At 68.3% G+C, this 24112-nt stretch carries 18 protein-coding genes; 12 read left to right on the forward strand and 6 right to left on the reverse strand.

Annotated elements, in window-relative coordinates; all coding sequences use genetic code 11:
* Positions 1–76: 76 nt before the first annotated feature.
* Positions 77–511: a universal stress protein gene (locus DPR14_RS05130; RefSeq protein WP_158044198.1), complete on the forward strand. Its 435-nt coding sequence runs from the start codon at positions 77–79 to the stop codon at positions 509–511.
* Positions 508–2094, forward strand: coding sequence for an alanine/glycine:cation symporter family protein (locus DPR14_RS05135; RefSeq protein ID WP_158044199.1), 1587 nt, complete (start codon positions 508–510; stop codon positions 2092–2094). The genes DPR14_RS05130 and DPR14_RS05135 overlap by 4 nt, the downstream gene beginning before the upstream one ends.
* 16 nt (positions 2095–2110) lie before the next feature.
* Here the strand turns inward: DPR14_RS05135 and DPR14_RS05140 are convergent, their stop codons facing one another.
* A complete protein-coding gene (locus tag DPR14_RS05140; RefSeq protein WP_158044200.1) occupies positions 2111–2902 on the reverse strand; it encodes a UDP-2,3-diacylglucosamine diphosphatase in 792 nt (263 codons plus the stop codon).
* Positions 2903–3112: 210 nt separating this feature from the next.
* Between DPR14_RS05140 and DPR14_RS05145 the strand changes: the two genes are divergently transcribed.
* A complete protein-coding gene (locus DPR14_RS05145; protein ID WP_158044201.1) occupies positions 3113–4288 on the forward strand; it encodes an alpha/beta fold hydrolase in 1176 nt (391 codons plus the stop codon).
* Here DPR14_RS05145 and DPR14_RS05150 read toward each other — a convergent pair.
* Positions 4243–4623, reverse strand: coding sequence for a hypothetical protein (locus DPR14_RS05150; protein WP_158044202.1), 381 nt, complete (start codon positions 4621–4623; stop codon positions 4243–4245). The genes DPR14_RS05145 and DPR14_RS05150 overlap by 46 nt on opposite strands.
* Positions 4624–4852: 229 nt before the next feature.
* Between DPR14_RS05150 and DPR14_RS05155 the strand changes: the two genes are divergently transcribed.
* Complete coding sequence (locus DPR14_RS05155; RefSeq protein ID WP_246148868.1) at positions 4853–6472, forward strand: alpha-amylase family glycosyl hydrolase; 1620 nt, start codon at positions 4853–4855, stop codon at positions 6470–6472.
* On the opposite strand, the gene DPR14_RS05160 is transcribed toward DPR14_RS05155, so the two are convergent.
* Positions 6473–9988 carry an indolepyruvate ferredoxin oxidoreductase family protein gene (locus DPR14_RS05160; RefSeq protein ID WP_158044204.1) on the reverse strand — a complete coding sequence of 1172 codons (3516 nt, stop codon included), beginning with the start codon at positions 9986–9988 and terminating at the stop codon, positions 6473–6475. It abuts the gene before it with no gap.
* A 635-nt stretch (positions 9989–10623) separates the two neighbouring features.
* Between DPR14_RS05160 and DPR14_RS05165 the strand changes: the two genes are divergently transcribed.
* Together DPR14_RS05165 and DPR14_RS05170 are read left to right on the forward strand one after the other, a co-directional pair.
* Positions 10624–11277: a DMT family transporter gene (locus tag DPR14_RS05165; RefSeq protein WP_343038704.1), complete on the forward strand. Its 654-nt coding sequence runs from the start codon at positions 10624–10626 to the stop codon at positions 11275–11277.
* 42 nt (positions 11278–11319) lie between these two features.
* Complete coding sequence (locus tag DPR14_RS05170) at positions 11320–12015, forward strand: YkgJ family cysteine cluster protein (RefSeq protein WP_158044205.1); 696 nt, start codon at positions 11320–11322, stop codon at positions 12013–12015.
* Positions 12016–12033: 18 nt separating this feature from the next.
* On the opposite strand, the gene DPR14_RS05175 is transcribed toward DPR14_RS05170, so the two are convergent.
* Entirely contained in the window at positions 12034–13203 is a 1170-nt protein-coding gene (locus tag DPR14_RS05175) for a sensor histidine kinase (RefSeq protein ID WP_192499291.1), read from the reverse strand.
* A 78-nt stretch (positions 13204–13281) separates the two neighbouring features.
* Positions 13282–15117: an AMP-dependent synthetase/ligase gene (locus tag DPR14_RS05180; protein WP_343038705.1), complete on the reverse strand. Its 1836-nt coding sequence runs from the start codon at positions 15115–15117 to the stop codon at positions 13282–13284.
* 171 nt (positions 15118–15288) lie between these two features.
* Between DPR14_RS05180 and DPR14_RS05185 the strand changes: the two genes are divergently transcribed.
* Both DPR14_RS05185 and DPR14_RS05190 read left to right on the forward strand, forming a co-directional pair.
* Positions 15289–17109 carry a M3 family oligoendopeptidase gene (locus DPR14_RS05185; RefSeq protein ID WP_158044207.1) on the forward strand — a complete coding sequence of 607 codons (1821 nt, stop codon included), beginning with the start codon at positions 15289–15291 and terminating at the stop codon, positions 17107–17109.
* 243 nt (positions 17110–17352) lie between these two features.
* Positions 17353–19317, forward strand: a complete 1965-nt coding sequence (locus tag DPR14_RS05190) for a methyl-accepting chemotaxis protein (RefSeq protein WP_158044208.1) — start codon at positions 17353–17355, stop codon at positions 19315–19317.
* Between the two features lie 10 nt (positions 19318–19327).
* On the opposite strand, the gene DPR14_RS05195 is transcribed toward DPR14_RS05190, so the two are convergent.
* Complete coding sequence (locus DPR14_RS05195) at positions 19328–19627, reverse strand: hypothetical protein (RefSeq protein WP_158044209.1); 300 nt, start codon at positions 19625–19627, stop codon at positions 19328–19330.
* A 331-nt stretch (positions 19628–19958) separates the two neighbouring features.
* Here DPR14_RS05195 and DPR14_RS05200 point away from each other — a divergent pair, with 331 nt between their 5' ends.
* The 4 genes from DPR14_RS05200 (at position 19959) to DPR14_RS05215 (ending at position 24096) form a co-directional block, all read left to right on the forward strand.
* Complete coding sequence (locus DPR14_RS05200; RefSeq protein WP_158044210.1) at positions 19959–21308, forward strand: ABC1 kinase family protein; 1350 nt, start codon at positions 19959–19961, stop codon at positions 21306–21308.
* 137 nt (positions 21309–21445) lie between these two features.
* Complete coding sequence (locus tag DPR14_RS05205; protein ID WP_158044211.1) at positions 21446–22228, forward strand: hypothetical protein; 783 nt, start codon at positions 21446–21448, stop codon at positions 22226–22228.
* 258 nt (positions 22229–22486) lie between these two features.
* On the forward strand, positions 22487–23653 hold the full coding sequence (locus DPR14_RS05210; protein WP_158044212.1) for a Re/Si-specific NAD(P)(+) transhydrogenase subunit alpha: 1167 nt from the start codon (positions 22487–22489) through the stop codon (positions 23651–23653).
* Between the two features lie 14 nt (positions 23654–23667).
* Positions 23668–24096 (forward strand): NAD(P) transhydrogenase subunit alpha part 2, encoded by a 429-nt coding sequence (locus DPR14_RS05215; RefSeq protein WP_158044213.1) that lies wholly within the window; start codon positions 23668–23670, stop codon positions 24094–24096.
* The last annotated feature ends 16 nt before the right edge of the window (positions 24097–24112 follow it).

Here is a 24112-nt window from a genome sequence, read left to right on the forward strand (position 1 = left end):
GCTGGAACAAAGCTTCACGGCCGTGGTTGCCCCAAGGAAATTCGAACAAAAACTGCCCGCAGGGGGGCCGAAGACCATGGGACAACTCTTCATGGTCGGCGTGGACGGCAGCGATGGCTGCCGGCGCGCCGTCGATTTCGCAGCCGATCAGGCCGCGCGTGCCGGAGCGGACCTGCTTCTCGTCCACGTGATCGAGTGGTCGCGCTATGAATTCCTGAGTCCGCCCGAGGTCGCCGAACGGCATCGCCAGCGCGAGCGCGAACTGGAGGATGCCCAGACCCGGTTGCTCGATCCGCTCAGCGAACGTCTCAAGGCGGCGGGGGCGGAGCCCCGGACGGTGATCCGGTTCGGGCATGGCGCCGAGGAGCTGTGCTCCGCCGCCGCCGAGAACAACGCCTGCCAGGTGTTCATCGGCCGCCGGGGCAGGTCCCGCGTGACGAGCCTGCTGTTCGGCGGCGTCGCCGGCGCGCTGGTCCAGATTGCTTCGGTACCCGTGACGGTGGTCCCATGACCAGGCTCGCATGCTACCGCGCTCTCTTCCCGGCCGTGTTTGCGGGCTTGGCCACTGCCGGCTCCGCGGCGGCGCAGACCACCGCCGACCTGGCCGGCGCGCCCGTGCAGGGCATAGACGCCCGCATCAACGAAGCGATAGGGCCGGTCGCCGACGTCTTCGCCGGGGTCATCTTCTACTCGGTGCCGGTGATGGGCGCGAACCTGCCGCTGATCGTGGTCTGGCTGGTCACCGCCGCGGTGTTCTTCACCTTTTACTTCGGCTTCATCAATTTCCGCGGGTTCGGGCACGCGCTCCGGCTGGTCCGGGGCGATTACGAGGATCCGAACGACCGGGGCGAGGTCTCCCACTTCCAGGCGCTGACGGCGGCGCTGTCCGGCACCGTCGGCCTCGGCAACATCGCGGGCGTCGCCATCGCGGTGTCCCTCGGCGGGCCGGGGGCCACCTTCTGGATGATTCTCGCCGGCCTGCTCGGCATGACGTCGAAGTTCACGGAATGCACGCTCGGCGTCAAATACCGCCGCGTCAATCCCGACGGGACCGTCTCCGGCGGTCCTATGTATTACCTGAGCCAGGGTCTCGCCGAGCGCGGCATGGGCGGGTTGGGCCGGTTCCTGGCGGTGTTCTTCGCGATCATGTGCGTCGGCGGGTCGCTCGGCGGCGGCAACATGTTCCAGATCAACCAGGCGTTCCAGCAGTTCGTCAACGTGACCGGCGGCGACGCCAGCCCATTGGCCGGCCGGGGCTGGATTTTCGGCCTGGTCGCGGCTGTTCTGGTCGGCATCGTGATCATCGGGGGCATCCGGAGCATCGTGCGGGTGACCGAGAAGATCGTGCCCTTGATGTGCGGGCTCTACGTGCTGGCCGGGTTGGTCATCATCCTGGTCCACTGGGCGGACATCCCGGCGGCCGTCAGCGCCATCGTCATCGGTGCCTTCAGCCCGGAAGGCGTGGCGGGCGGCTTCGTCGGCGTGCTGATCCAGGGCTTCCGGAGGGCCGCCTTCTCCAACGAGGCGGGCATCGGCTCCGCCGCCATCGCCCATTCGGCGGTGCGCACCAAGGAGCCGGTGACGGAAGGTTACGTGGCCCTGCTGGAACCGTTCGTCGATACCGTGATCGTCTGCACGGTCACGGCCCTGGTGATCGTGATCACCGGGACCTACGGCACGCCCGATACCGACGGCGTCAGCCTGACCTCCCAGGCGTTCGGCAGCACCATCAGCTGGTTCCCCTACGTGCTCGCGGTGGCGGTCATCCTGTTCGCCTTCTCGACCATGATCAGCTGGTCCTATTACGGGCTGAAGAGCTGGACCTACCTGTTCGGCGAGACGCGGGCGGCGGATGTCAGCTTCAAGCTGCTGTTCTGCGTCTTCGTCGTGATCGGCTCCTCGCTCCAGCTGGGCGCGGTAGTCGATTTCTCCGACGCGATGATCTTCGCCATGTCGCTGCCCAACCTGATCGGGCTGTACCTGCTGGCCCCGGTCGTGCGGCGGGAGCTGGCAGCCTACCGCGCCAAGCTGCGCAGCGGCGAGATCCGGGCACACCAGCACGTTCCGCCGGCCGGCGCGCCGGCGCGCCGCTGACCGGCGCGCCGCGGACTCAGGACACGATCGGGACGACCTTGGCCGGCGGCTTCGCGGCCGCCGGCTCGGGCCACCTGAGCAGTTCCAGTTCGCCCGTGTCGTGCTCGACCAGGGCGGTGCAGTTGTCCACCCAGTCGCCGTCGTTGTAGTAGAGGATGCCGTCCAGCGCCTTGATCTGCGGGTAGTGGATGTGCCCGCAGACGACCCCGTCCACGCCCCGCCGGCGGGCTTCCTCGACGACCGCCGTCTCGTAGGTGTGGATGAACCTGCCGCGGTGCTTGACCTTGTGCTTCAGGTAGCCCGACAGCGACCAATACGGATATCCGAGCCGCGAGCGGCCCCAGTTGAACCACTGGTTCACCAGTTGGGAGGCGGCGTTGGCGTGGGTGCCCAGGTGACCCAGCCAGGGCGCGCGGGCGACCACGCTGTCGAACTGGTCGCCGTGGATCACCAGCAGGCGCCGGCCGTCCGCCGTCTCGTGGATCGCGTCCTCGACCACCAGGATGCTGCCGAACTCGTGGTCGATATAGCCGCGCAGCATGTCGTCGTGGTTGCCCGGGGTCAAGATCACGCGGGTGCCCTTGCGGGCCTTGCGCAGCAGCTTCTGGATCACGTCGTTGTGGCTCTGCGGCCAGTAGCGGGCGCGGCGCATCCGCCAGAAATCGATCACGTCGCCGACCAGGTACAGGGTGTCGCAATCGACCGTCTTCAGGAAATCGAGCAGGCGGTCGGCCTGGCATCCGCGGGTGCCGAGATGGATGTCCGAGATCCAGATGGTCCGGTACCGGTGTGTCGATGCGGCGTCCATCGTCTGGCTCCCATGCCTGGCGTCTGACCATGTTGCGTCGCATCATTGTCTGGCATGGCGGGCGGCGGGGCGCAAGGCGGGATCCGGCGGCGGGGGAGGAGGAGGTCCGCGACTTGCCCCGTCTCTCACGCATTTGTCACCGCCGCCGCGGACATCCCTTAACCGCGGACGGTCAACATCCGGTCCATCGCAACGAGGGGACCGGACATCTTGGACGCCGAAATCTCCTGCCAGGGCAGCATGGGCGAGTGGTTCCGGCTGGAGCGGAACCCGGACAGCGACGTACTGGCCGTCGTCTTCTCCCACGTGTCGGAACAGCCGGGCCGTTTCTCGTTCTACGGCAGCTTCCGCGATGTCGCGGTCAACAAGCTGTTCGTGAATACTCCCTGCAACGGCTGGTACCGCGACGGCGTGCCCGGACTGGGCGGCGATGTCGACTCGGCGGCCGGCGGCATGCGGATCCTGATGCAGCAGGTCGCCCCCAGGACCGTGGTCTGCATCGGCAATTCCATGGGAGCCTACGCCGCGCTCCTGTTCGGCGTGCTGATCAATGCCGACAGGATCCTGGCGATCGGGCCCGAGACGCTGGTGGACCAGCCCGGCAGCCGCAGCCGGGGATTCCTGGCCGGACGGTCGCCGCCTGCCTTCTATGCCGACCTGCTGCCGGTCCTGAGCCGGCCGGCGGCCGACCGGCAGACCAGCATCCTGATCGGCGAGTCGGATCCGGTCGACCTGGAATGCGCCTGCCGCGTCGCCCACCTGCCCGGCATGGGCCTGCGCTCCCTGCGCGGCGTCGGCCACGAGGTGCCGGCGCTGCTTCATCGCTTCGGGGCTTGGCGGCCGCTGATCCGGGGCTTCGTCCGCGACGGCGGACTGCCCGCGATGCTGCCGCTGGAGGGGAGGATACTCGAGTCCGGCGATGCCGCGGACGCGCTTCTCGAAGGGCGGCGCCTGCGGCTGGCGGGCGACCGGCGGGCGGCGCGCACTCGCCTCGGCCACTGCCTGGCTCTCTATCCCGATGCCGACCTTGCCCATGACGAGATCGGCATCATCGAGCGCGAGGAGGGTGCCTTCGCCAAAGCGGAGGCCGCCCACCGGCTGGCCTTGAGACTGGCGCCAGACCGTGCCCAGTACAGCCTGCATCTGGCCCAGGCGCTGGAGGCGCAGGGCCGCTTCGGCGAGGCCCTCGCGGTGTACGACCAGGTTTGCGCCCTGGAGCCCGGAAATCGTTTTCTTGGCGCAAGCCGGGACAAGGCACGCGGCCGGCTTCAGGATACCGCGCAAGCGGCCTGGGGAACGCCCGGCCTGTTTCAGCCCGGCCTGTTTAAGCCCGGTCTGCTTCAGAAGGACGATACGCCCGCCACTTCCGCCCCGCCTCTGGTATAGATCTGCATCGCCCGGCAGGTCAGGGCGTCGGCATCGACGACCAGGTGGCCCGGCTGTCCGGCCAGCCTCATCCAGGCCGTGTAGCGGACGACCCGGTCGTTGGTGCCGTCCAACTCCCGGGTGTAGAAGAGCTCGGTGATCTCGTCGGGCCCGACCCCGGCCCCCTCGACGGCCCCGGCGACATGGGAATTGCACGGGTGCCCGGCGAGCTGGGCGATCCTCGCCTCGTAGGCAGGGTTCGTCGCCTCCTGTTGCGGGGCGTCGAGACCGGCGCAGGCGGACAGCGTTCCGGCTGCGATCAGGAGCATGGCGGGTGCTGGCGACGGTGTTTTCATGGATGATCTCTCGGTGATCGTTGAGGGAGCTGTCGTGACGCGGCTACCCGGACGATGCCCCCAACAGGTCATCCAACGACCTGTTTCGACCTCGCCGAGTAACAAGCCGCGGCGGCAGCGCAGACCGAAAGAACGGCATTTACCCCTTATTGACGGCTTTTCCGTCAGGATGCCCCCTCGATTGGCGGAGCCGCCCCGTGCTCCGGCCGTTCTTTGGTGGAAGCGGGCCTTGACGACTCCTCGATGCTGGCTGCACGGCGCGGCGATTTACCAGATCTATCCGCTGAGCTTTCTCGACACCGACGGCGACGGGTACGGCGATCTTGAAGGCGTGATCCGGCGCCTCGACCATATCGCCTCGCTGGGCGTGGACGCGGTCTGGCTGTCGCCCTTCCAGCCGTCGCCGCTCGCCGACTTCGGCTACGACATCACTGACCACAGGGGCGTCGACCCGCGCATGGGTACGATCGACACCTTCGACCGGCTGCTGGCGGAGACCCACCGGCGCGGCCTGAAGCTGATGATCGACCTGGTCTGCGGCCACACCTCCGACCGCCACCCCTGGTTCGAGGAAAGCCGCCGGTCGAAGCATAGCCAGCGGGCGGACTGGTACGTCTGGGCCGATCCGGCGGCCGACGGCACGGCGCCCAACAACTGGCTGTCGGTGTTCGGTGGTCCGGCCTGGACCTGGGAGCCACGGCGCCGGCAGTATTTCCTGCATCATTTCCTGGCGAGCCAGCCCTCGCTGAACCTCCGAAACGAGGGGACGATGGAGGCCCTGCTCGACGCCGCCCGCTTCTGGCTGGACCGCGGCGTCGATGGCTTTCGGCTCGACGCGGTCGATTTCCTGATGCGCGACCCCGCCTTGCGCGCCAATCCGCCGCTTTCCGCCAAACCGGCGGAGATCCCGGCCAAGCCCTTCGGCATGCAGGCCCATGTCTTCGACGTCGCCCATTGCGACGTTCGCGGCGTGCTTGAGCGGATCAGGGCGGTCGCGGACGGCCATGGCGACCGCGCTCTTCTGGGCGAACTGTCGAGCCAGCCGGGTGCGGCGCAGAGGATCGACCGATACACGAAGCCGGGCGGACTCGACGCCGCCTACACCCTCGACCTGCCCAAGCGGCCGTTCACCGCCCGGACCTTCCACGCCGCCCTGACGGCAGCCGGATCGGGGGGCGCCACCTGCTGGAGCTTCAGCAACCATGACGTGGAACGCGCGGCCTCGCGCTGGCGTCCGGCCGGTGCCGATCCCGAGCGTTTCGCCGCCCTGCTGGCGCTGCTGTTCTGCTGCCTGCCCGGTACCCTCTGCCTCTACCAGGGGGAGGAACTGGGGCTGCCCCAGGCCGATCTCGACTACGAGGATCTGCGCGACCCGTTCGGCACGGCCTTCTGGCCCGAGTTCAAGGGCCGCGACGGCTCCCGCACGCCGATGCCCTGGATCGCGGGTGCCGATCATGCCGGTTTCACCCGCGGCGGACGGCCCTGGCTGCCGGTGACGGAGGCCCACCGCGCCCTGGCGGCGGATCGCCAGGAGATGCGGTCTGACTCCACCCTGAACGTCTGGCGGCGCTGCCTGGCGCTCCGCCGCCTCCATCCCGAGCTGAAGCACGGCGCGATGGGGCAGGTGGACGAGGACGGGCCGGTCCTGTCCTTCACGCGCGGCGACCGGCTGGCCGCCGTCTTCAACCTGTCCTGCGGCCGGGCGGAACACATCCTGCCGCCCGGCCGCTACAGTGCGATCGAAATCCCGCTTCCCGGTCCGGCGGCGCTGCTCGACGGCTCGCCGCAGGACGGAATCAGGGTCGTATTGCCGCCGCTCGGCGCCTTCCTGGCGTTTCGGGACGGCTGATCATTCAGCCGCCATCGGCGTCGGGGCGGGGTTGCGGAAGGCTTCCAGCAACGCCGCCTCGTTCGCCTTGGCGTCGGACAGGTGACGGTCCTTGACCGGGCCGAAGCCGCGGATGCGGTCGGGGATGCCGGCGATCTCGACCGCGATGCCATGGTTCTCGTAGGTCAGCCCCGCCAGCAACTCGGCGACGGTCTTTTCGTAGTCGGCGATCAGCTGACGCTCCAGCTTGCGCTCGGCGGTCCGGCCGAACGGGTCGAAGCGGGTGCCGCGCAGGCCCTTCATCCGGGCCAGCGCCTGGAACGCCTTCAGCATCCACGGGCCATAGGCTTTCTTCCGGGGCTCGCCGGTGGCCGGGTCGGTCTCCGACAGCATCGGCGGGGCGAGGTGGAACTCCAGCTTGTAGTCGCCCTCGAACTGCTCCCGGAGCTGCTTCAGGAAGGTGCCGTCGGTGTAGAGCCGAGCGACCTCGTACTCGTCCTTGTAGGCCAGCAACTTGAAGTAGTTGCGGGCGACCGCCTCGGTCAGCCCGGTCCTGCCCTTGGCGCGCTCGGCCTCGACCTGCCGCACCCAGTTCAACTGGTTCCTGTAGCGCGCGGCGTAGGCGGCGTCCTGGTAGTCGGTCAGGTAGGCTATCCGGCGCTGGATCACCTCGTCGAGGGACTCCGAAAGCTGGCGGTGCGACGGCTTGTCCGCAGCGGCGTCCCGCTGTGCCGCTGCGGCGGGCGCGGATGCGGCCTTGACCGCCGCCACGTCGGCGGCGGCGCGGCGGCCCCAGCGGAAGGCCTGCGTGTTCATGTCGACCGCGACGCCGTTAAGCTCGATCGCCTGCTCGATGGCCTCCGCCGAAACCGGCACGAAGCCCTTCTGGTAGGCCGCGCCCAGCATGAACAGGTTGGTCGCGATGGAGTCGCCCATCAGCGCCGTGGCGAGGCCGGTGGCGTCCAGCGCGGTCAGCTTGTCAGCCCCGCCGCAGGCCTTGGCGATTTCGCCCAGCAGGTCCCTGGTCGGGATCCGGAAATCGGCGTTGCGGGTGAAGTCCGCGGTGATCGTCTCGTGCTCGTTGATCACGGCATGGGTGAAATCCGGAGCCATCTTCGAGAGGCAGTCGCCGCTGGCCGCCACGATCAGGTCGCAGCCGATCACCAGCTTCGCCCCGCCGGCCGCGATGCGGACCGCGTGCAGGTCTTCCGGCCGCGTCGCGATGCGGATATGGCTGGTCACGGCGCCGCCCTTCTGCGCCAATCCCGCCTGATCCAGGACCGAGCAGCCCTTGCCCTCGATATGGGCGGCCATGCCGAGGATCGCGCCGATGGTCACGACGCCCGTCCCGCCGATGCCGGTGACCAGGATGCCGTAGGGATGGTCGAGGCCGGGCCGCGCCGGCTCCGGAAGCGTCATCTCCGCCACGGCGTCCCCTGCCGCCGGCTTGCCCGCGGTCGCCGGCTTGGGCTTGCGGAGCTGCCCGCCGTGGACGGTCACGAAGCTCGGGCAGAAGCCCTTGACGCAGGAGAAGTCCTTGTTGCAGGTGGACTGGTCTATCTGGCGCTTGCGGCCGAACTCGGTCTCGACCGGCACCACCGACAAGCAGTTGGACTTCTTCGAGCAGTCGCCGCAGCCTTCGCAGACCTGCTCGTTGATCATCACCCGCTTGGGCGGATCGACCATGATCTTGCGCTTCCGGCGCCGGCGCTTCTCGGCGGCGCAGGTCTGGTCGTAGATCAGGACGCTGGTGCCCTTGACCTCGCGCATCTCGCGCTGGACGCGGTCCAGGTCGTCGCGGTGCTCGACCTTGACGCCGGGCGCCAATCCCGTCGGTCCGGCATATTTCTCCGGCTCGTCGGTCACCACGACGATGCGGCTGGCGCCTTCGGCGGCAAGCTGCTTGCTGATCTGCGGCACCGTCAGCACGCCGTCATGGGCCTGCCCGCCGGTCATGGCGACCGCGTCGTTGAACAGGATCTTGTAGGTGATGTTGACCTTGGACGCGATGGCCGCGCGGACCGCCAGCAGGCCGGAATGGAAGTAGGTCCCGTCGCCCAGGTTGGCGAAGATGTGCTGCTCGTCGGTGAACGGCGCCTGGCCGATCCAGGTCACGCCTTCGCCGCCCATCTGGGTGAAGGTCTCCGTCCGACGGTCCATCCAGGTCGCCATGTAGTGGCAGCCGATGCCGGCCACCGCGCGGCTTCCCTCGGGCACCACGGTGGAGGTGTTGTGCGGGCAGCCGGAGCAGAAGAACGGCTTGCGCTCGACCAGCGCCTTCCGCGCCTTGGCATTCTCCTGGCGGTCCAGGAACTCGACCCGGCGGCGGATGCCCTCGTGGTCGAAGAACTTCAGCAGGCGGCGGCCGATCACCACGGCGATGCGGGCCGGCGACAGCTCGTTGTAGGAGGGCAGCAGCTCGCGCACCTCCTCGTCGAACTTGCCGACCACGCGCGGGCGCACGTCCGGATGCCAGTTGTAGAGCTGTTCCTTGAGCTGGTTCTCGATCAGCGCCCGCTTCTCCTCGACCACCAGGATCTCTTCGAGGCCCTGGGCGAACTGGCGGATGCCCTCGCGCTCCAGCGGCCACGCCATGGCGACCTTGTAGACGGTCAGCCCGATGTCGGCTGCCATCTCCTCGGAGATGTTCAGGTCGTCCAGCGCCTGCCGGACGTCCAGGTAGCTCTTGCCGGTGGTGACCACGCCCAGGCGCGGGCGGGGGGAGGCGATGACGGTCCTGTCCAGGCGGTTGGCCCGCGCGAAAGCCAGCGCCGCGTACAGCTTGTGCTTCATAAGCCGCTCTTCCTGTTCGAGCGGCGGATCGGGCCAGCGGATGTTGAGCCCGCCGACCGGCATGTCGAACTCCGGCAGGACATAGTTGACGCGGAGCGGATCGATCGAGACGGAGGCGGAGCTGTCCACCGTCTCCGCGATGGTCTTGAAGGCGATCCAGCAGCCGGAGAAGCGCGACATCGCCCAGCCCATCAGGCCGAGGTCGAGGAATTCCTGGACGCCCGCGGGGTTCAGCACCGGGATCATCGAGCCGACGAAGGCGTGCTCCGACTGGTGCGGGAACGTCGAGGACTTGCAGCTGTGGTCGTCGCCGGCCAGCACCAGCACGCCGCCGTTGCGCGACGTTCCCGCCGCGTTGGCATGCTTGAACACGTCGCCCGAGCGGTCCACGCCCGGCCCCTTGCCGTACCACATGGAGTAAACGCCGTCATAGCGCGCGCCCGGGAACATGCCGACCTGCTGGCTGCCCCATACGGCGGTTGCGCCCAGCTCCTCGTTGACGCCGGGCTGGAACTGGATGTGATTGGAGGCCAGGAACTTGCGCGCCTTCCACAGCGCCTGGTCGAACCCGCCGAGCGGCGACCCCCGGTAGCCGGAGATGAAGCAGCCCGTGTTCAGCCCCGCCGCGACGTCGCGCTGGCGCTGCATCATGGGCAGCCGGACCAGCGCCTGGGTGCCGGTCAGGAACACCCGCCCGCTTTCGAGCGTGTATTTGTCGTCCAGTTTGACTGCCGGGAGCGTCATGTTCCGTTCCTCCTTGGAGAGCGATCCTAAGAACCGTCTTTTGTTTTTCTTGTTGTGAAAAAGGTAACCCTTACTGTCCTTTTTTGCAATCGATCCGGGATGAGCCCCGTGAAAACGCAACGAACCTCCGCGACATCGTGTCGCGCGGACAAAAAATTATATGGGATCGCCGGATGCGGAGCGATCCGGTCTCCGTTGAAAAAAAGAGTCTCCTCCGGCGTGCTGAAGATCCGGGGGTCGGAACAGTGGGCGACGTCCAACCTCGGGAGACCGCCGGCGGCTCGCCCGCGTGAGGCGCTGGGCGAGCCATTCATCCGCACTGTCCGTCGGACCGATACGGTTTCTCCCGCCCGCAACGGACTGTCCTTGGAAATGCCATTGCTCGGGGCCGATACTCGCCGGAAAGGAGTTGGAATGGACAGAGTGATGGACAAGGCCGCGAGCGGTTGGATCAACGGCTTCATCGGGATGCTGATCTTCAGCGGATCGCTTCCGGCGACGCGGGTCGCGGTCGCGGAGTTCGACCCGGTCTTCCTGACCGTCGCCCGCGCGGCCATCGCGGGCCTCCTGGCGGCGGCACTCCTGATAGCCTTCCGGCAGAAGCGTCCGGACCGGGGGATCTCGCATCCCTTGCCGTGGTGGCCTTCGGCGTCGTCGTCGGGTTTCCGCTGCTCACGGCGTTGGCGCTGGAGCATATCACGTCCGCCCACTCCATCGTCTTCATCGGCCTGCTCCCGCTGGCGACGGCTACCTTCGGCGTGCTGCGCGGAGGCGAACGGCCGCGCCCGGCCTTCTGGGTGTTTTCCGGCTTCGGCAGCGCGCTCGTCGCCGGGTACGCGCTGGTCCAGGGCCGCGGCGGCTCGGTGGTCGGAGACATGCTGATGCTCGCGGCCATCGTCGTCTGCGGCCTGGGCTACGCCGAGGGCGGCAGGCTGTCCCGGAAGCTCGGCGGCTGGCAGGTGATCTCCTGGGCCCTTGTGCTGTCCATGCCTGTCATGGCGCCGCTGAGCCTGTATGCCATGCCGCCGTCCTGGGCGGGCGTCGGCCACGCGGCATGGCTGGGCCTCGCCTATGTGTCGCTGTTCAGCATGCTGATCGGCTTCGTCTTCTGGTATCGCGGCCTGTCCCAGGGCGGCATCGCCGCCGTCGGGCAGCTGCAACTGCTCCAACCCTTCTTCGGGCTGACGCTGGCGGCGGCCCTGCTGGGCGAAACGGTCGGCTGGCCCATGGTCGCCGTCACCGCCGCCGTGGTGCTCTGCGTCGCCGGGGCGAAGCGGTTCGCCTCGTGAGGACCGTTTTCGAAACCGCCGGGCTTGCCCTATAACCACCCCATGAGACCGCAGAAACCCCTGCCCACGGACCCGCCCGCCGCCGAGGAGGTCGCACGCCAGACCGCGCGGTTCCGGGCGCTGATCGCCAAGCCGACGCGCGAGCGGCTCCGCAATCTTGTCGCGGCCTGCCATCGCCAGCTGGAGCGGACGGTGGCCGCTCACCCGCCGCGCCAGGCGGTCGCCTGCCGCATGGGCTGCGACCATTGCTGCCATCTCTACGTCTCCGCGACGGCGCCGGAACTGCTGGCCATCGCGGAGCATGTCGCCGGCTGGCCGGAGGATCGGCGCGCCGCGCTTCGGTCCCGGCTGGCCGAGGCGCTCCCCGCGACCCGCGGCCTGCCTCCCGTCGAGCGGGTGAGGCTCGGCCGTCCCTGTCCCATGCTGGAAGGCGGATTGTGCGGCATCTATCCGGTCCGGCCGCTGGGCTGCCGGGCCTATGCCTCGTTCGATGCCGGCGCCTGCGAGCGGTCGACGCGGGAGCGGGACGCCGGGGCCCAGATCCCCGTTCCCAAGATAAACATGCGGTCGCGCCGCCTGCTGTCGCACTGCCTGCGCGCGGCGCTCGCGGACCGCGGGCTGGACGGAAGCTCCTACGAGCTGATCGAAGGATTGTCCCGCGTGCTGGAAACTCCCGACGCCGACGCCCGCTGGGCGGCGGGCGAGGAGATCCTGGCCGGGGTGCGGACGGATACCTGAGCCTCGGGCGGCTGAGGGTCAGAGCACCGGCAGGTCCAGCGTCAGCCGGGCGCCCTCGTTCTTTCGCCAGGCTTCCTGATCCCATCCCAGCTTGCCGCCGAGCTGGCTCGCCAGGACCTCCATGATCTGCAGCCCGGTGCCGACGCGCGACGCCTTGACCCGGTCGAAGCCCGGTCCGTCGTCGCTCAGCGTCAGGCGGGCGCCGTCGGGCGCCGTCCGGTCCAGCCGCAGGGCGATCCTGCCGCCCCCCTCCTGCCCGGTGCCGGAGAAGGCGTGCTGAAGACTGTTGACGATGAACTCGTTGATCAGCAGCCCCAGGGGCACCGTGGTGTCGACCGCGGCCTCGGCCTCGTCGGCCGTGAAGTCGAGCGTGATGTCCTCGGCCCTTGCCCCGTGGAACGCCAGCAGGCTCTCGCACAGGGTCCGCAGGTAGCGGGACAGGCCGATCCGCTCGACGCTCTCCGCCTCGAACAGGCTGTCGTGGACGACCCGCAGGGTTTCCACGCGGCTACCGATGATCCGGAGTTGACTCTCGACCTCGCCGCCGCCGACCCGGCGGATCTGCATGTTGAGCAGGCTGGTGATGATCTGGAGATTGTTCTTGACCCGGTGCTGCAGTTCCCGCAGCAGGACCGCGCGCTCCTCCGCCAGCCGGGACAGCGCCTCGTTCGATGAGCGCCGCTCGATCGCCGCGGCCAGGATGTTGGCGTAGCTCTGCAGGAAATCCACGTCTTCCTGATTGAAGTTCCGCAACTCGTCGCTGTCCACCTCCAGCACGCCGAAAGCGTCGCCCCGGCCCTGGATGATCACGTTGATCAGGCTTCGGATGCCGTGTTCGCGCAGGAACTGCGGCACGTCGAACCGCGACTCCGCCTCGATGTCGTCGGCGATCACGGGCTTGCCGGTCTTCAGCGTATAGCCGCCCGACGACCGGCTTCCGGCATCCACCACCAGCTTGCCCTCGAGGTTGGGCCGCCACCCGACGCCGGCGCGCATCAGCAGCTTGTCGCCGCCGGGCAGCAGTTCCATGACCTTTGCCCGCTTGATTTGCAGGCCCTGGGCCGCCAGCACGACCGCCTCGTGCAGCAGGGCATCCAGGTCGTCCACCATCAGCGCCTGCCGGCCGAACTCGGCCAGGGCGCTCTGCCGGCGGATCCATCGCTCGTGATCGAAGGTGTCATCGCTCATGGCGTGACAACACATCAGAAAGCCTGTCGGCGTCGAACTCCCAAAAGTGGAACCTGGGGTGGCATCGGTCGCTGTCCATCAATACAGCTTCTCAAGCAACTCGCCGTAGCGCTTGCGGATCTCGTGTCGGCGGATCTTCAGGGTCGGCGTGAGCTGCGCGTTCTCCACGCTGAACGGCTCCGGGACGACGGCGAACTTGCGGACGCGTTCGATGCCGGAAAGGCTGCGGTTGACCCGCTCCACCGCCTCGCCCATGTGCTTCCGGAAATCGGCGTCCTCCGCCAGCTCAGCCGGTTCGTCCCGCTTGCCGTGTCTCTTCGCCCAGTCGCGCGCCAGTTGGAGGTCGGGCACGATCAGGGCGACCAGGAACGGCTTTCCGTCCCCCGCCACCATGACCTGGCCGATGCAGGGCTCCAGCGCCAGCAGGTTCTCGATCCGCTGGGGCGCCACGTTGTCGCCGCCGCTGGTGACGATCAGGTCCTTCTTGCGGTCGGTCAGGACCAGCGACCCGTCGGGGGCCAAGTGGCCGATGTCGCCGGTGTGCAGCCAGCCGTCCACGACGGTGCGGTCGGTCGCGTCCCGGTCGCCCCAGTATCCCTTCATGACCATGGGGCCGCGCGCCAGGATCTCGCCGTCCCCGGCGATGCCGACCTCCACATCGGGCATCGGCGAACCGACCGTGTCGTGGCGGATGCGGCTGGGCCGGTTGCAGGCGATCAGCGGCGACGCCTCGGTCTGGCCGTACCCCTGAAGGATGCGGATGCCGAGCGACTGGAAGAACAGCGCCGTCTCCGGCGCCAGGGCGGCCCCGCCCGAGATGAACGCCTTCAGCCGCCCGCCGAAGCGCTCGCGGATGCGGGCGCGCACCAGGCGCTCCAGCGCGAAGTCCTGCGCCGCGTCCAGCGGCCCCAGCCGCCCGTCCCGGCGATACCGCCTGGCCCCCAGTTCCAGCGTCCTGCGGAACAGGGCGAGGCGCAAACCGCCGGCCCGCTCGACCTCCCGCCGGATGCGCGCTTCCAGCACCTCGTAAAGGCGCGGCACGGCGGTCATGATGGTCGGCTTGACCTCCCCCAGGTTGCCGGCCAGCTTCTCGACCGATTCCGCATAGGCGATCCGGGCGCCCAGGGTCAGCGCGAACATCTGGCCGCAGGTATGCTCATAGGCGTGGGCCAGGGGCAGGAAGGACAGGAAGGTCTCCTCCCCCAGCCCGACATCCTCGACCAGGGTGTAGGCCGACTTGCAATTGGACAGGATGTTGCCGTGGGTCAGCATGACGCCCTTGGGCGTTCCGCCGGTACCGGAGGTGTAGATGATGCAGGCCACGTCGTCGCGCCCGGCCGGCAGGTCCTCCGGGACCGGGGCCTCCTCCGCCTCCAGCGCGGCGCCGCGCCTCAGCAGTTCCGCCCAGCCCAGCGCCTCGGGCGCCCCGTCGGGCATGCCCGGCATGTCCTCGTCGAAGCAGACCACCGCCCGCATGCCGCGGACCTGAAGGATGGCGGGCAGCACCTTGCGCATCAGCGCCGGAGTGGAGACCAGCACGACCCGCGCGCCGCTGTCGGTCAGCGTGTGGAGATGGTCGGACGCGGTGCTGGTGGTGTAGGCCGGCACGGTGATGGCGCCCAGCGACATGATCGCGAAGTCGGCGACCAGCCATTCCGGCCGGTTCTCCGCGACGATGGCGACCCGGTCGCCGCGCCCGATGCCCAGGCCGCGCAGGCCCGCCGCGGCCCGCCGGACGTCGCGCGCGACTTCTTCCCAGCTTTGCCGGAGCCACTCGCCGTCCCGCTTGGAGATCAGCAGCGGCCGGTCGCCGTGGCGCAGCGCCTGGTCGAAGAGCATCCCGGGCAGCGTCGCCCAGCGGTCATAGGTATCGCGGTCCGTCCGCGGCGGGTGATCGGGGCGCATGCTGTTCATGTCTGGTTTCCGTGTTGGTGAGGTCCATTCTGGAGTGGGCCTTGAGGCCGTGAAGCGAGCGGCGTGGAGGAGCGGGAGCACCGTTTACGGCCCGATATATAGAACGGGACAGCCGCTTGGATGGGTTCAATCGCCTGCCTATATCCCTGGCAGCGCAACAGGAGGAAACCGATGAGCCAGACAGCGACCGCAGAGCCGCTCGACAATCCCGAACCGGGAATGCCCGACCTCGGCGAGCTGCCCACCTGGGACCTGGGCGACCTCTACCCGGGGCAGGACTCCGACGCGCTCAAGGCCGACCTGGACCGTATGGGAAAGGCGTCGAAGGACTTCCACAAGAGCTATAACGGCAAGCTGGCGGACCTCGGCGGCGCCCAGCTCGGGACGGCGGTAGCCGCCTACGAGGAGATCGACGAGACCTTGTCGCGCATCATGAGCTATGCGCACCTGGTCTATGCCGGCGACATGAACGATCCCAACGTTGGCAAGTTCTTCCAAGGCATCCAGGAGCGGGTCAACGGCATCTCGACCCACCTGCTGTTCTTCACGCTGGAGCTCAACCGGCTCGACGACGCGGCGCTGGCCGCCAAGATGAAGTCGCCGGAGCTGGCGAAATACGCGTCCTGGCTGCGCGACATCCGCGTGTTCCGCCCGCACCAGCTTTCCGACGAGCTGGAGCGGCTGCTCCACGAGAAATACGTGGTCGGCCGCGCCGCCTGGAACCGCCTGTTCGACGAGACGATCGCCGGCCTCCGCTTCACCATCGGCGGCCGGGATATGACCTGCACCGAGGCGCTGAACCGCCTGACCGACCGCTCGTCCGAACGCCGGCGCGAAGCGGCGGTGGAGATCGGCCGGGTACTCGACGCCAATATCCGCACCTTCGCGCTGATCACCAACACGCTGGCCAAGGACAAGGAGATCGACGACAAGTGGCGCAACTATCCGCGCCCGACCTCCTCCCGCAACAAGTCCAACCATGTCGAGGACGAGGTGGTGGACGCGCTGGTCACCGCCGTCAAGGGTGCCTACCCGGACCTGTCGCACCGCTACTACGCCCTGAAGGCCAAGTGGTTCGGCGGCGACACGCTGGACTATTGGGACCGCAACGCGCCGCTGCCGGACGACGTGGACCGGCTGATCCCGTGGAACGAGGCGCGCGGCATCGTGCTGGACGCCTATGGCCGCTTCTCGCCGGAGCTGGCCGCCGTCGGCCGCCGCTTCTTCGACAATGCCTGGATCGACGCGCCGGTCCGGCCGGGCAAGGCGCCGGGCGCCTTCGCCCACCCGACGGTGCCGAGCGTCCATCCGTACCTGCTGGTCAACTACCAGGGCAAGACCCGCGACGTGATGACCCTGGCCCACGAGCTGGGCCACGGCGTCCACCAGGTGCTGGCCGGCCGCCAGGGCCACCTGATGGCCGACACGCCGCTGACCCTGGCCGAGACCGCGTCGGTGTTCGGCGAGATGCTGACCTTCCGCTCGCTGCTCGACGCGGAGACCGACCCGGCCGCCAAGAAGATCATGCTGGCCTCCAAGGTGGAGGACATGCTGAACACGGTGGTCCGGCAGATCGCCTTCTTCGACTTCGAGCAGCGGCTCCACACCGAGCGGCGCGAGGGCGAGCTGACGGCCGAGCGGATCGGCGAGATCTGGATGGACGTGCAGGCCGAAAGCCTCGGCCCGGCGCTTCGCTTCGACGAGGGATACCGGACCTACTGGGCCTATATCCCGCATTTCATCCACTCGCCTTTCTATGTCTACGCCTATGCCTTCGGCGACTGCCTGGTCAACTCGCTCTACGCGGTCTACCAGGACGCGGCCGACGGCTTCGCCGAGCGGTACCTGAAGATGCTGTCCGCCGGCGGCACGCTGCGCCACCAGGAACTGCTGGCCCCGTTCGGCCTCAACGCGTCCGATCCCGCCTTCTGGGACAAGGGCCTGGGCGTGATCCGCGGCTTCATCGACGAGCTGGAGCGGCAGGACCGCTGACGATCGTTGTCCGCACGAGCATCGCAAGTGAGGCATCGTATTCTGCCCGACCTGCGGGCTATTCAGACCTGCAAAGAGGTCGATGCCTTGAGATGGGATGACGAGCGGCCAGCCGCCGGAAGGCCCGTAAGTTCCTTCCCCGCCTGCGGCAAGATAGTTTGCGAATGACTCCATCCTGGCACTGACTCCCGCGCGCATCGATGGTAGGTTCCTCGCGCCAAGAGACTGCCAAGGCGTGGAATCGTGCTGCTGGTCAACCGACTGTCCATATCCACCAAGATCGCCCTCCTGTGCATCCTCGCGATCGGGGTGATCGGCATCGTCAACCTCGTGGCGCTCCGCACCATTCTCCTGGCGGAGGGCGAGCGGCTGGGGTTCGCGCGGCAGGAAGCCAACATGCGGGTCGCGTGGGAATTGCTGCGCACCGTCGGCGCGCCTCGGCTGGACGGGCAAGGCAGGCTGAGCGCGGGCGACACCCTGCTGGAAGGCAACACGGCGCTGGTGGACCGCATTGGCGTGCTGACCGGCGGGGCGGTGACGCTGTTCTCCGATGGCCGCCGGGTGGCGACTTCCGTTCGGGACTCGACCGGACGGCGGGCGGTCGGGTCCGGGGCGCTCGATCCCGCCGTCGTCGAGACCGTGCTGAAGCGCGGGCAGCCCTTCCGGGGCGAGGTCGCCGTGCTGGGGGAGCCCTATCTCGCCGCCTATGACCCGATCGCCGATCCCGATGGCAAGGTGATCGGCGCGCTGTTCGTCGGCGAGCCGCGGGCCGCCTTCATGACCATGGTGGACGCCCTGGTCCGGGGCGGCCTGCTTCTCGGCGGCGTCGCCGCCCTGGTGGTGGCCGCGGCGTCGTTCCTCGCCATGCGCAGGCTGCTGGGGCCGCTGACCCGCCTGCGCGCGGTCATGGGGCGGTTCGCCGCCGACCAGCTGGACGAGAAGGTGCCCTGCCTCGACCGGGCCGACGAGGTCGGCGCCATGGCGGCCTCGGTCCAGGTCTTCCGCGACCACGCGCTCCAGGTCCGCGCCATGCGGCTGGAGGAGGAGCGGCTGGAGGAGTTCCACCGAAACGAGGTGCGCAGCGCCATCCGCGGCATGGCCGACAAGGTGGACGGCCAGACCCGCAGGGCGATCGAGACCGTGACCGGCCAGACCGACGGCATGCGCGACGCCACGGCCGGCCTGCACGCGGCCGCGCGCAGCATGGACCGCAACGCCCGCGAGATGTCCGGCACCACGGCCCAGGCGCTGGAGGCGGTGGAGACCGCCGCGGTCGCGGCCGGACGGCTGTCCGACTCGGTGGACCGGATCAACGCCCAGGTGAAGGAGGCCGCCGAGGCGGCCGGGCTCGCGGTCGCCAGCGCCCGGGATGCCGCCGGCGTCATCCGCACGCTGGACGAGGTCGCGGCCGAGATCGGCGGCATCGTCGGCCTGATCCGCAATGTCGCCTCGCAGACCAACCTGCTGGCGCTGAACGCCACCATCGAGGCGTCGCGCGCCGGGGAGGCCGGCAAGGGCTTCGCCGTCGTCGCCGCGGAGGTCAAGGCGCTGTCGCGCGAGACCGAGAGCTCGACCGACCGGATCGGCGACCTGATCACCCGCATCCAGGCGGCGGCCGGGGATGCCGGCGCCGCCGTCGGCCGGGTGGGCGACACCATCACGGCGGTGGACGGCATCGCTGGCCGGATCGGCACCGCGATGCAGGAGCAGTCCCGGGCCATCGCCGAGATCGCCGTCAACGTCGAAGCGACCGCGCGGGCTACCCGCGACGTCTCGACCCATGTGGACGCCCTGTCCGGCGACGTGCGGCGTACCGACGACCTGGCGGAAAGCAGCAAGCTGGCGGCCTCGGCCCTGAGCGACGGGATCGGGGCATTGGCGGAGGCGCTGACCCAGATCGTCCGCACCTCGACCGAGGAGGCCAACCGCCGCGCCCACACCCGCCACCCCTGCCACGTCACGACGGAGGTCGCCGGCCCGTTCGGCGCCGGGGAGGCCGAACTGCTCGACGTGTCGCGCGGCGGCGCCCTGATCAGCAGCGACATCAAGTTCAAGGCGGGCGACCGGCTGAAGCTGCGCATCCCCGACCGCGACCAGCCCCAGCACGCCCACGTGGTCGGGATCACCCGCCACGGCATCCACCTCCAGTTCGATCCCCCGCCGCTGGGCGAGGGGGAGGTGGCGAGGGTGGCGGGGGCCTCGTGCTGACCGGTCGGCCTCAGGCCGGGATGGTGAAGGTCTGGATCCAGGAGACGCCGGGCTGCGCGTCGTCTTTCTGGTACGAGAACGGCTGGGTGATGTCGCCGATCGTGAGGGCACCCCGGTAGTTGGCCGCGGCGCTCCAGTTGACCCCGACCAGGATCAGGATGTTGATGCCGGACGTCAGGTAGGGATCCAGGTCGGTGACGTCGTCGAACGTGACGTCCTCCTCCTGCTCCCGGGCATAGACGACCAGACCGTTCAGGAACACGACGATCTCGTTGTCCGCGTTGGTCACCCTCAGGGATACTCTTGCCATCTGGAACTCCTGCCGAACGATGTGGGGTGTGCGTGGGATGTGCAGCGCTTAGAGAACTCGAGGCGACGACAGCCCGGAAGCCGGGGGTCGCCGGAACATAGGGAAAGAGGTTTCCGCTATGCTTGGAGCATCATAATTACCCTCTGTGGAGAAGGGTATATTATTATGCGTCTGCAATAGAGCCGGCGGGCATGCTCTTGCATGAGCAAGAAATGCCGGATCTTTCGTTTGCCGGCGCGACGGCCGGTCCCAAGCGGCGCCACCCCGCCGCCGGCCCGATGCGCGTCGCGGCGCACTGGTCTTTCGCCCGTCGGGGCACCACTTTCCATGCATGGCAAACGGCACTGAACAGAACTCGTTCGGCGGGCGCATCGCCCGCTATGCACGGGTCTCCACGGCGATGGGCGGGCTGGCGGCGCGGCTCGCCGGACAGCGCTATCTCGGCATCAAGCTCGAACGCGGCGAGCACGCGAAGGAACTGAGGGACGCGCTGGGCGGGCTGAAAGGGCCGCTGATGAAGGTGGCGCAGATCCTGTCCAGTATTCCCGACGCCCTGCCGCAGGAATATGTCCAGGAACTCTCGCAGCTCCAGGCCGACGCGCCCAGCATGGGCTGGCCCTTCGTGAAGCGCCGGATGGCGGCGGAGCTGGGTCCCGACTGGCAGAAGCGGTTCGCCAAGTTCGAACACGAGGCCGCGTCCGCGGCGTCCCTCGGGCAGGTCCACAAAGCGGTCGGGCTGGACGGCACGCAGCTCGCCTGCAAGCTCCAGTACCCCGACATGATGTCCGCGGTCGAGGCCGACCTTCGGCAGCTCGGCCTGATCTTCTCGATCTACGAGCGCTACGACAAGACCATCTCGACCCGGCAGATCCACGCCGAGATTTCGGCCCGTCTGCGCGAGGAGCTGGACTACGCGCTGGAGGCGCGGCACACGGCGCTGTACCGGGACATTCTGGCGCCGGTCGGCACCGTCCAGGTGCCGGAGGTGGTTCCGGAGCTGTCGACCAAGCGGCTGCTGACCATGGGCTGGCTTGAAGGCCGCAAGATCCTGGATTACGTCAAGGACCATCCGGAACGCCGCAACGACCTGGCGCTGAACATGTTCCGGGCTTGGTACACGCCGTTCTACACCTGCGGCACGATCCACGGCGATCCGCACTTGGGCAACTACACCGTGCGAGCCGATGCCTCGATCAACCTGCTCGACTTCGGCTGCATCCGCATCTTCAAGCCCAGCTTCGTCAAGGGCGTCATCGACCTTTACCATGCCCTCCAGACCGACGACCGCGACCTTGCGGCCGAGGCGTACCGCGTCTGGGGCTTCAACAAGATCGACAACCAGTTGATCGATATCCTCAACGTGTGGGCTCACTTCGTCTATGCCCCGATCATGGACGACCGGACCCGCAGGATAGACGAGACCAACAGCGCCATGTACGGGCGCGAGGCGGCGGAGAAGGTCCACAGGGCGCTGCACGAGGTCGGCGGGCTGGAGATCCCCCGGGAGTTCGTGTTCATGGACCGGGCCGCCATCGGGCTGGGGTCGGTTTTCCTGCATCTCAAGGCCGAAGTGAACTGGTACCAGCTCTTCCATGACCTGATCGGCGACTTCGACGTGAACGCGCTTGAGAAGCACCAGACCGAGCTGCTCAATCGCCATGGAGTGCCGCTGCCGACCTGACCTCCGTCGCGTGTTCCCGGCGCGTGCTGTCGATTTTCCGTGAGAAATTACGGAACCAACCAGCCAAAACCTTTGTTGAGGGGGCCAAAGGTTGCCGATTGGCGGCCGCATCGCCCCCAAGACGAGGATCAATCCCCATGAACAAGCTCTATTACGGTGCAGCCGTGCTGGCCCTGGCAATTGGCGTCTCCGGTCAGGCCTTGGCACAGGATACCGGCCTGACGACTGGCCAGACCGACGGCGCCCAGACGGGCCGGGCGGCTGTGGGGCAGCACAGCTCAGGCATCGGCGATCCCACTTTCCCGACCGGCACGACCAACCTCCAGGTTCCCGCCTCTTGCGGTCCCACCGACGTGGCCGCCGTCCGCTCCGACCTGGAGAGCGTCCAGAACGACCTGATCCGCGAGCGCATCGGCGTGCAACTCCAGACCGCCGAGAACCAGGCGCAGGACGGTAACCGCGCCCGTTGCGCCCAGATCCTGGCGGACGCGCGGAATTCCATCATCAAGGCTGGCGGTCAGGTCAACGACATGAGCGCGGCGGCGGGCGGCGGCGTGGTTCCGCCGGCGGGCACCGAGGGAGCCGGCAGCGGCGGAGTCGCGGGCGGTGGTCCTGTCGCAGGCTCGACCGAGACCCGCCCGATGGGCACCGGCATGAGCAGCGACGCCAACGGCAGCCTGGCGGCCGGCACCGGCCAGGGCCAGGCGATCCCGCAGCGCTACACGGTCAACGACTGCCAGCCGACCACCTGGGCGGCGCTCCAGGATCAGGCCAGCCAGGCTCCCGCCAGCCGCCAGGGCGAGGTGCAGCAGCTCCTGACTCAGATCCAGCAGGAATACAACGCCGATAACAAGGGCTCGTGCGCGCAGTTCATGAACCAGCTCGCGTCGATCCTGCCGGGCGGCACCCAGGCCCAGTAACGTCCGCGGGCTTCAACACGTCCGAAGTCGCCGGAGAGGGCGGCCGATCCGAAAGGGTCGGCCGCCCTTTTTCGTGCCGCATGCGACCATTGTCCACTGTGCATGGCGCGGCGCTGAAGGTTTAGTGGACAGAATTCAATTGGAAAGGTTAGTGGCTAGAGCGCTTCACAAACTTTCCAGAATGCGGCATTTTGCCGTCGCATCAACAGTCCGCCACAATTCTCGGCAAAAAAATCAGCGGCAAGGGAACCAGCCAGGATGAAAGTCGCCATACCGAAGGAGCGGCGCGCCCATGAGCGTCGCGTCGCGGCCTCGCCGGATACCATCAAGAAATTCAAGCAGCTCGGGCTGGACGTGGTTGTCGAAACCGGCGCCGGTGAGCACGCCTCGATTCCCGACCAGGTCTTCGTCGACGCGGGCGCCACCATCGCTCCGGACGAGGAGGCGGCCCTCGGCGACGCGGACATCGTGCTCAAGGTCCAGCGTCCCCTGACCGAGGCCGAGGGCGGCCCGGACGAGGTGGCGCTGATGAAGCCCGGCGCCATGCTGGTCGCCATCCTCCAGCCCTACCAGGCGCGTGACCAGATCCAGGCCTATGCGGACGCCAGGATCAACGCCTTCGCGATGGAGCTGATGCCCCGCATCACCCGCGCCCAGTCGATGGACGTGCTGTCCAGTCAGGCGAACCTGTCGGGATACCGCGCGGTGGTCGACGCCGCCTCGGAGTTCGGCCGCGCCTTCCCGATGATGATGACGGCGGCCGGCACCGTGCCGCCGGCTCGCTGCATGATCATGGGCGTCGGCGTCGCCGGCCTCCAGGCGATCGCGACGGCCCGCCGGCTCGGCGGCGTCGTCTCGGCGACCGATGTGCGCCCGGCGACCAAGGAGCAGGTGCAGAGCCTGGGCGCCACCTTCGTCGCGGTCGAGGACGAGGAATTCAAGGAGGCCCAGACGGCCGGCGGCTACGCCAAGGAGATGAGCAAGGAGTACCAGGAGAAGCAGCGGGTGCTGATCGCCGAGACGATCAAGAAGCAGGACATCGTCATCACCACGGCGCTGATCCCCGGCCGCAAGGCGCCGATCCTCGTGACCGAGGCGATGGTCCGCTCCATGAAGCCGGGTTCCGTGCTGGTCGACCTGGCGGTGGAGCAGGGCGGCAACGTCGAGGGCTCGAAGCCGGGCGAGGTGGTGGATGTCGGCGGCGTAAAGATCGTCGGCCACATCAACGTGCCCAGCCGCAACGCGGTCGACGCCTCGATGCTCTACTCCAAGAACCTGCTGAACTTCCTGACTCCGCTGATCGACCAGGAAAAGGGCCTGACGATCAACTGGGACGACGAGATCATCAAGGGCACCGCGCTGACCCGCGACGGCGCCGTGGTGCATCCCAATTTCGCCGCCGCCGAAGCCGCGGCCAAGAGCTGAGGGGAACACAGCCGATGACAAGCCAGGAACTGGCCCAGCAGGTCACCAACCTGCAGCAGGCACTGCGATCACTCACCGTGGAAGCCGACCGGCTCGCCGCCGAGACGTCCCGGCTGGCGGCCGGCGCCATCGAGCAGGCTCCGGCGGACCACGATTTCTTCATCACCGGCCTGACGGTCTTCGCGCTGGCGTGCTTCGTGGGCTACTATGTGGTCTGGCGGGTGACGCCGGCGCTCCACTCGCCGCTGATGAGCGTCACCAACGCGGTGTCCTCCGTGATCATCGTCGGCGCGCTGATCGCGACCGGCAGCACGGCAGGATTCACCTTCTCCACGATGCTTGGCTTCCTCGCCGTCATCCTGGCCTCGGTCAACATCTTCGGCGGCTTCATTGTCACCCAGCGCATGCTGGCGATGTACAAGAAGAAGCAGAAGAAGGCATAAACGGAGCCCTGAACCA

The organism is Skermanella pratensis (genome assembly GCF_008843145.1).
GTDB lineage: Bacteria > Pseudomonadota > Alphaproteobacteria > Azospirillales > Azospirillaceae > Skermanella > Skermanella pratensis.

Bases quoted from the DNA above. Each gene is read 5' to 3' on its own strand.
- DPR14_RS05130 (WP_158044198.1), top strand. From the start codon at position 77: ATGGGACAACTCTTCATGGTCGGCGTGGACGGCAGCGATGGCTGCCGG.
- DPR14_RS05135 (WP_158044199.1), top strand. From the start codon at position 508: ATGACCAGGCTCGCATGCTACCGCGCTCTCTTCCCGGCCGTGTTTGCG.
- DPR14_RS05140 (WP_158044200.1), bottom strand. From the start codon at position 2,902: ATGGACGCCGCATCGACACACCGGTACCGGACCATCTGGATCTCGGAC.
- DPR14_RS05150 (WP_158044202.1), bottom strand. From the start codon at position 4,623: ATGAAAACACCGTCGCCAGCACCCGCCATGCTCCTGATCGCAGCCGGA.
- DPR14_RS05160 (WP_158044204.1), bottom strand. From the start codon at position 9,988: ATGACGCTCCCGGCAGTCAAACTGGACGACAAATACACGCTCGAAAGC.
- DPR14_RS05170 (WP_158044205.1), top strand. From the start codon at position 11,320: ATGAGACCGCAGAAACCCCTGCCCACGGACCCGCCCGCCGCCGAGGAG.
- DPR14_RS05175 (WP_192499291.1), bottom strand. From the start codon at position 13,203: ATGAGCGATGACACCTTCGATCACGAGCGATGGATCCGCCGGCAGAGC.
- DPR14_RS05180 (WP_343038705.1), bottom strand. From the start codon at position 15,117: ATGAACAGCATGCGCCCCGATCACCCGCCGCGGACGGACCGCGATACC.
- DPR14_RS05185 (WP_158044207.1), top strand. From the start codon at position 15,289: ATGAGCCAGACAGCGACCGCAGAGCCGCTCGACAATCCCGAACCGGGA.
- DPR14_RS05195 (WP_158044209.1), bottom strand. From the start codon at position 19,627: ATGGCAAGAGTATCCCTGAGGGTGACCAACGCGGACAACGAGATCGTC.
- DPR14_RS05200 (WP_158044210.1), top strand. From the start codon at position 19,959: ATGGCAAACGGCACTGAACAGAACTCGTTCGGCGGGCGCATCGCCCGC.
- DPR14_RS05205 (WP_158044211.1), top strand. From the start codon at position 21,446: ATGAACAAGCTCTATTACGGTGCAGCCGTGCTGGCCCTGGCAATTGGC.
- DPR14_RS05210 (WP_158044212.1), top strand. From the start codon at position 22,487: ATGAAAGTCGCCATACCGAAGGAGCGGCGCGCCCATGAGCGTCGCGTC.
- DPR14_RS05215 (WP_158044213.1), top strand. From the start codon at position 23,668: ATGACAAGCCAGGAACTGGCCCAGCAGGTCACCAACCTGCAGCAGGCA.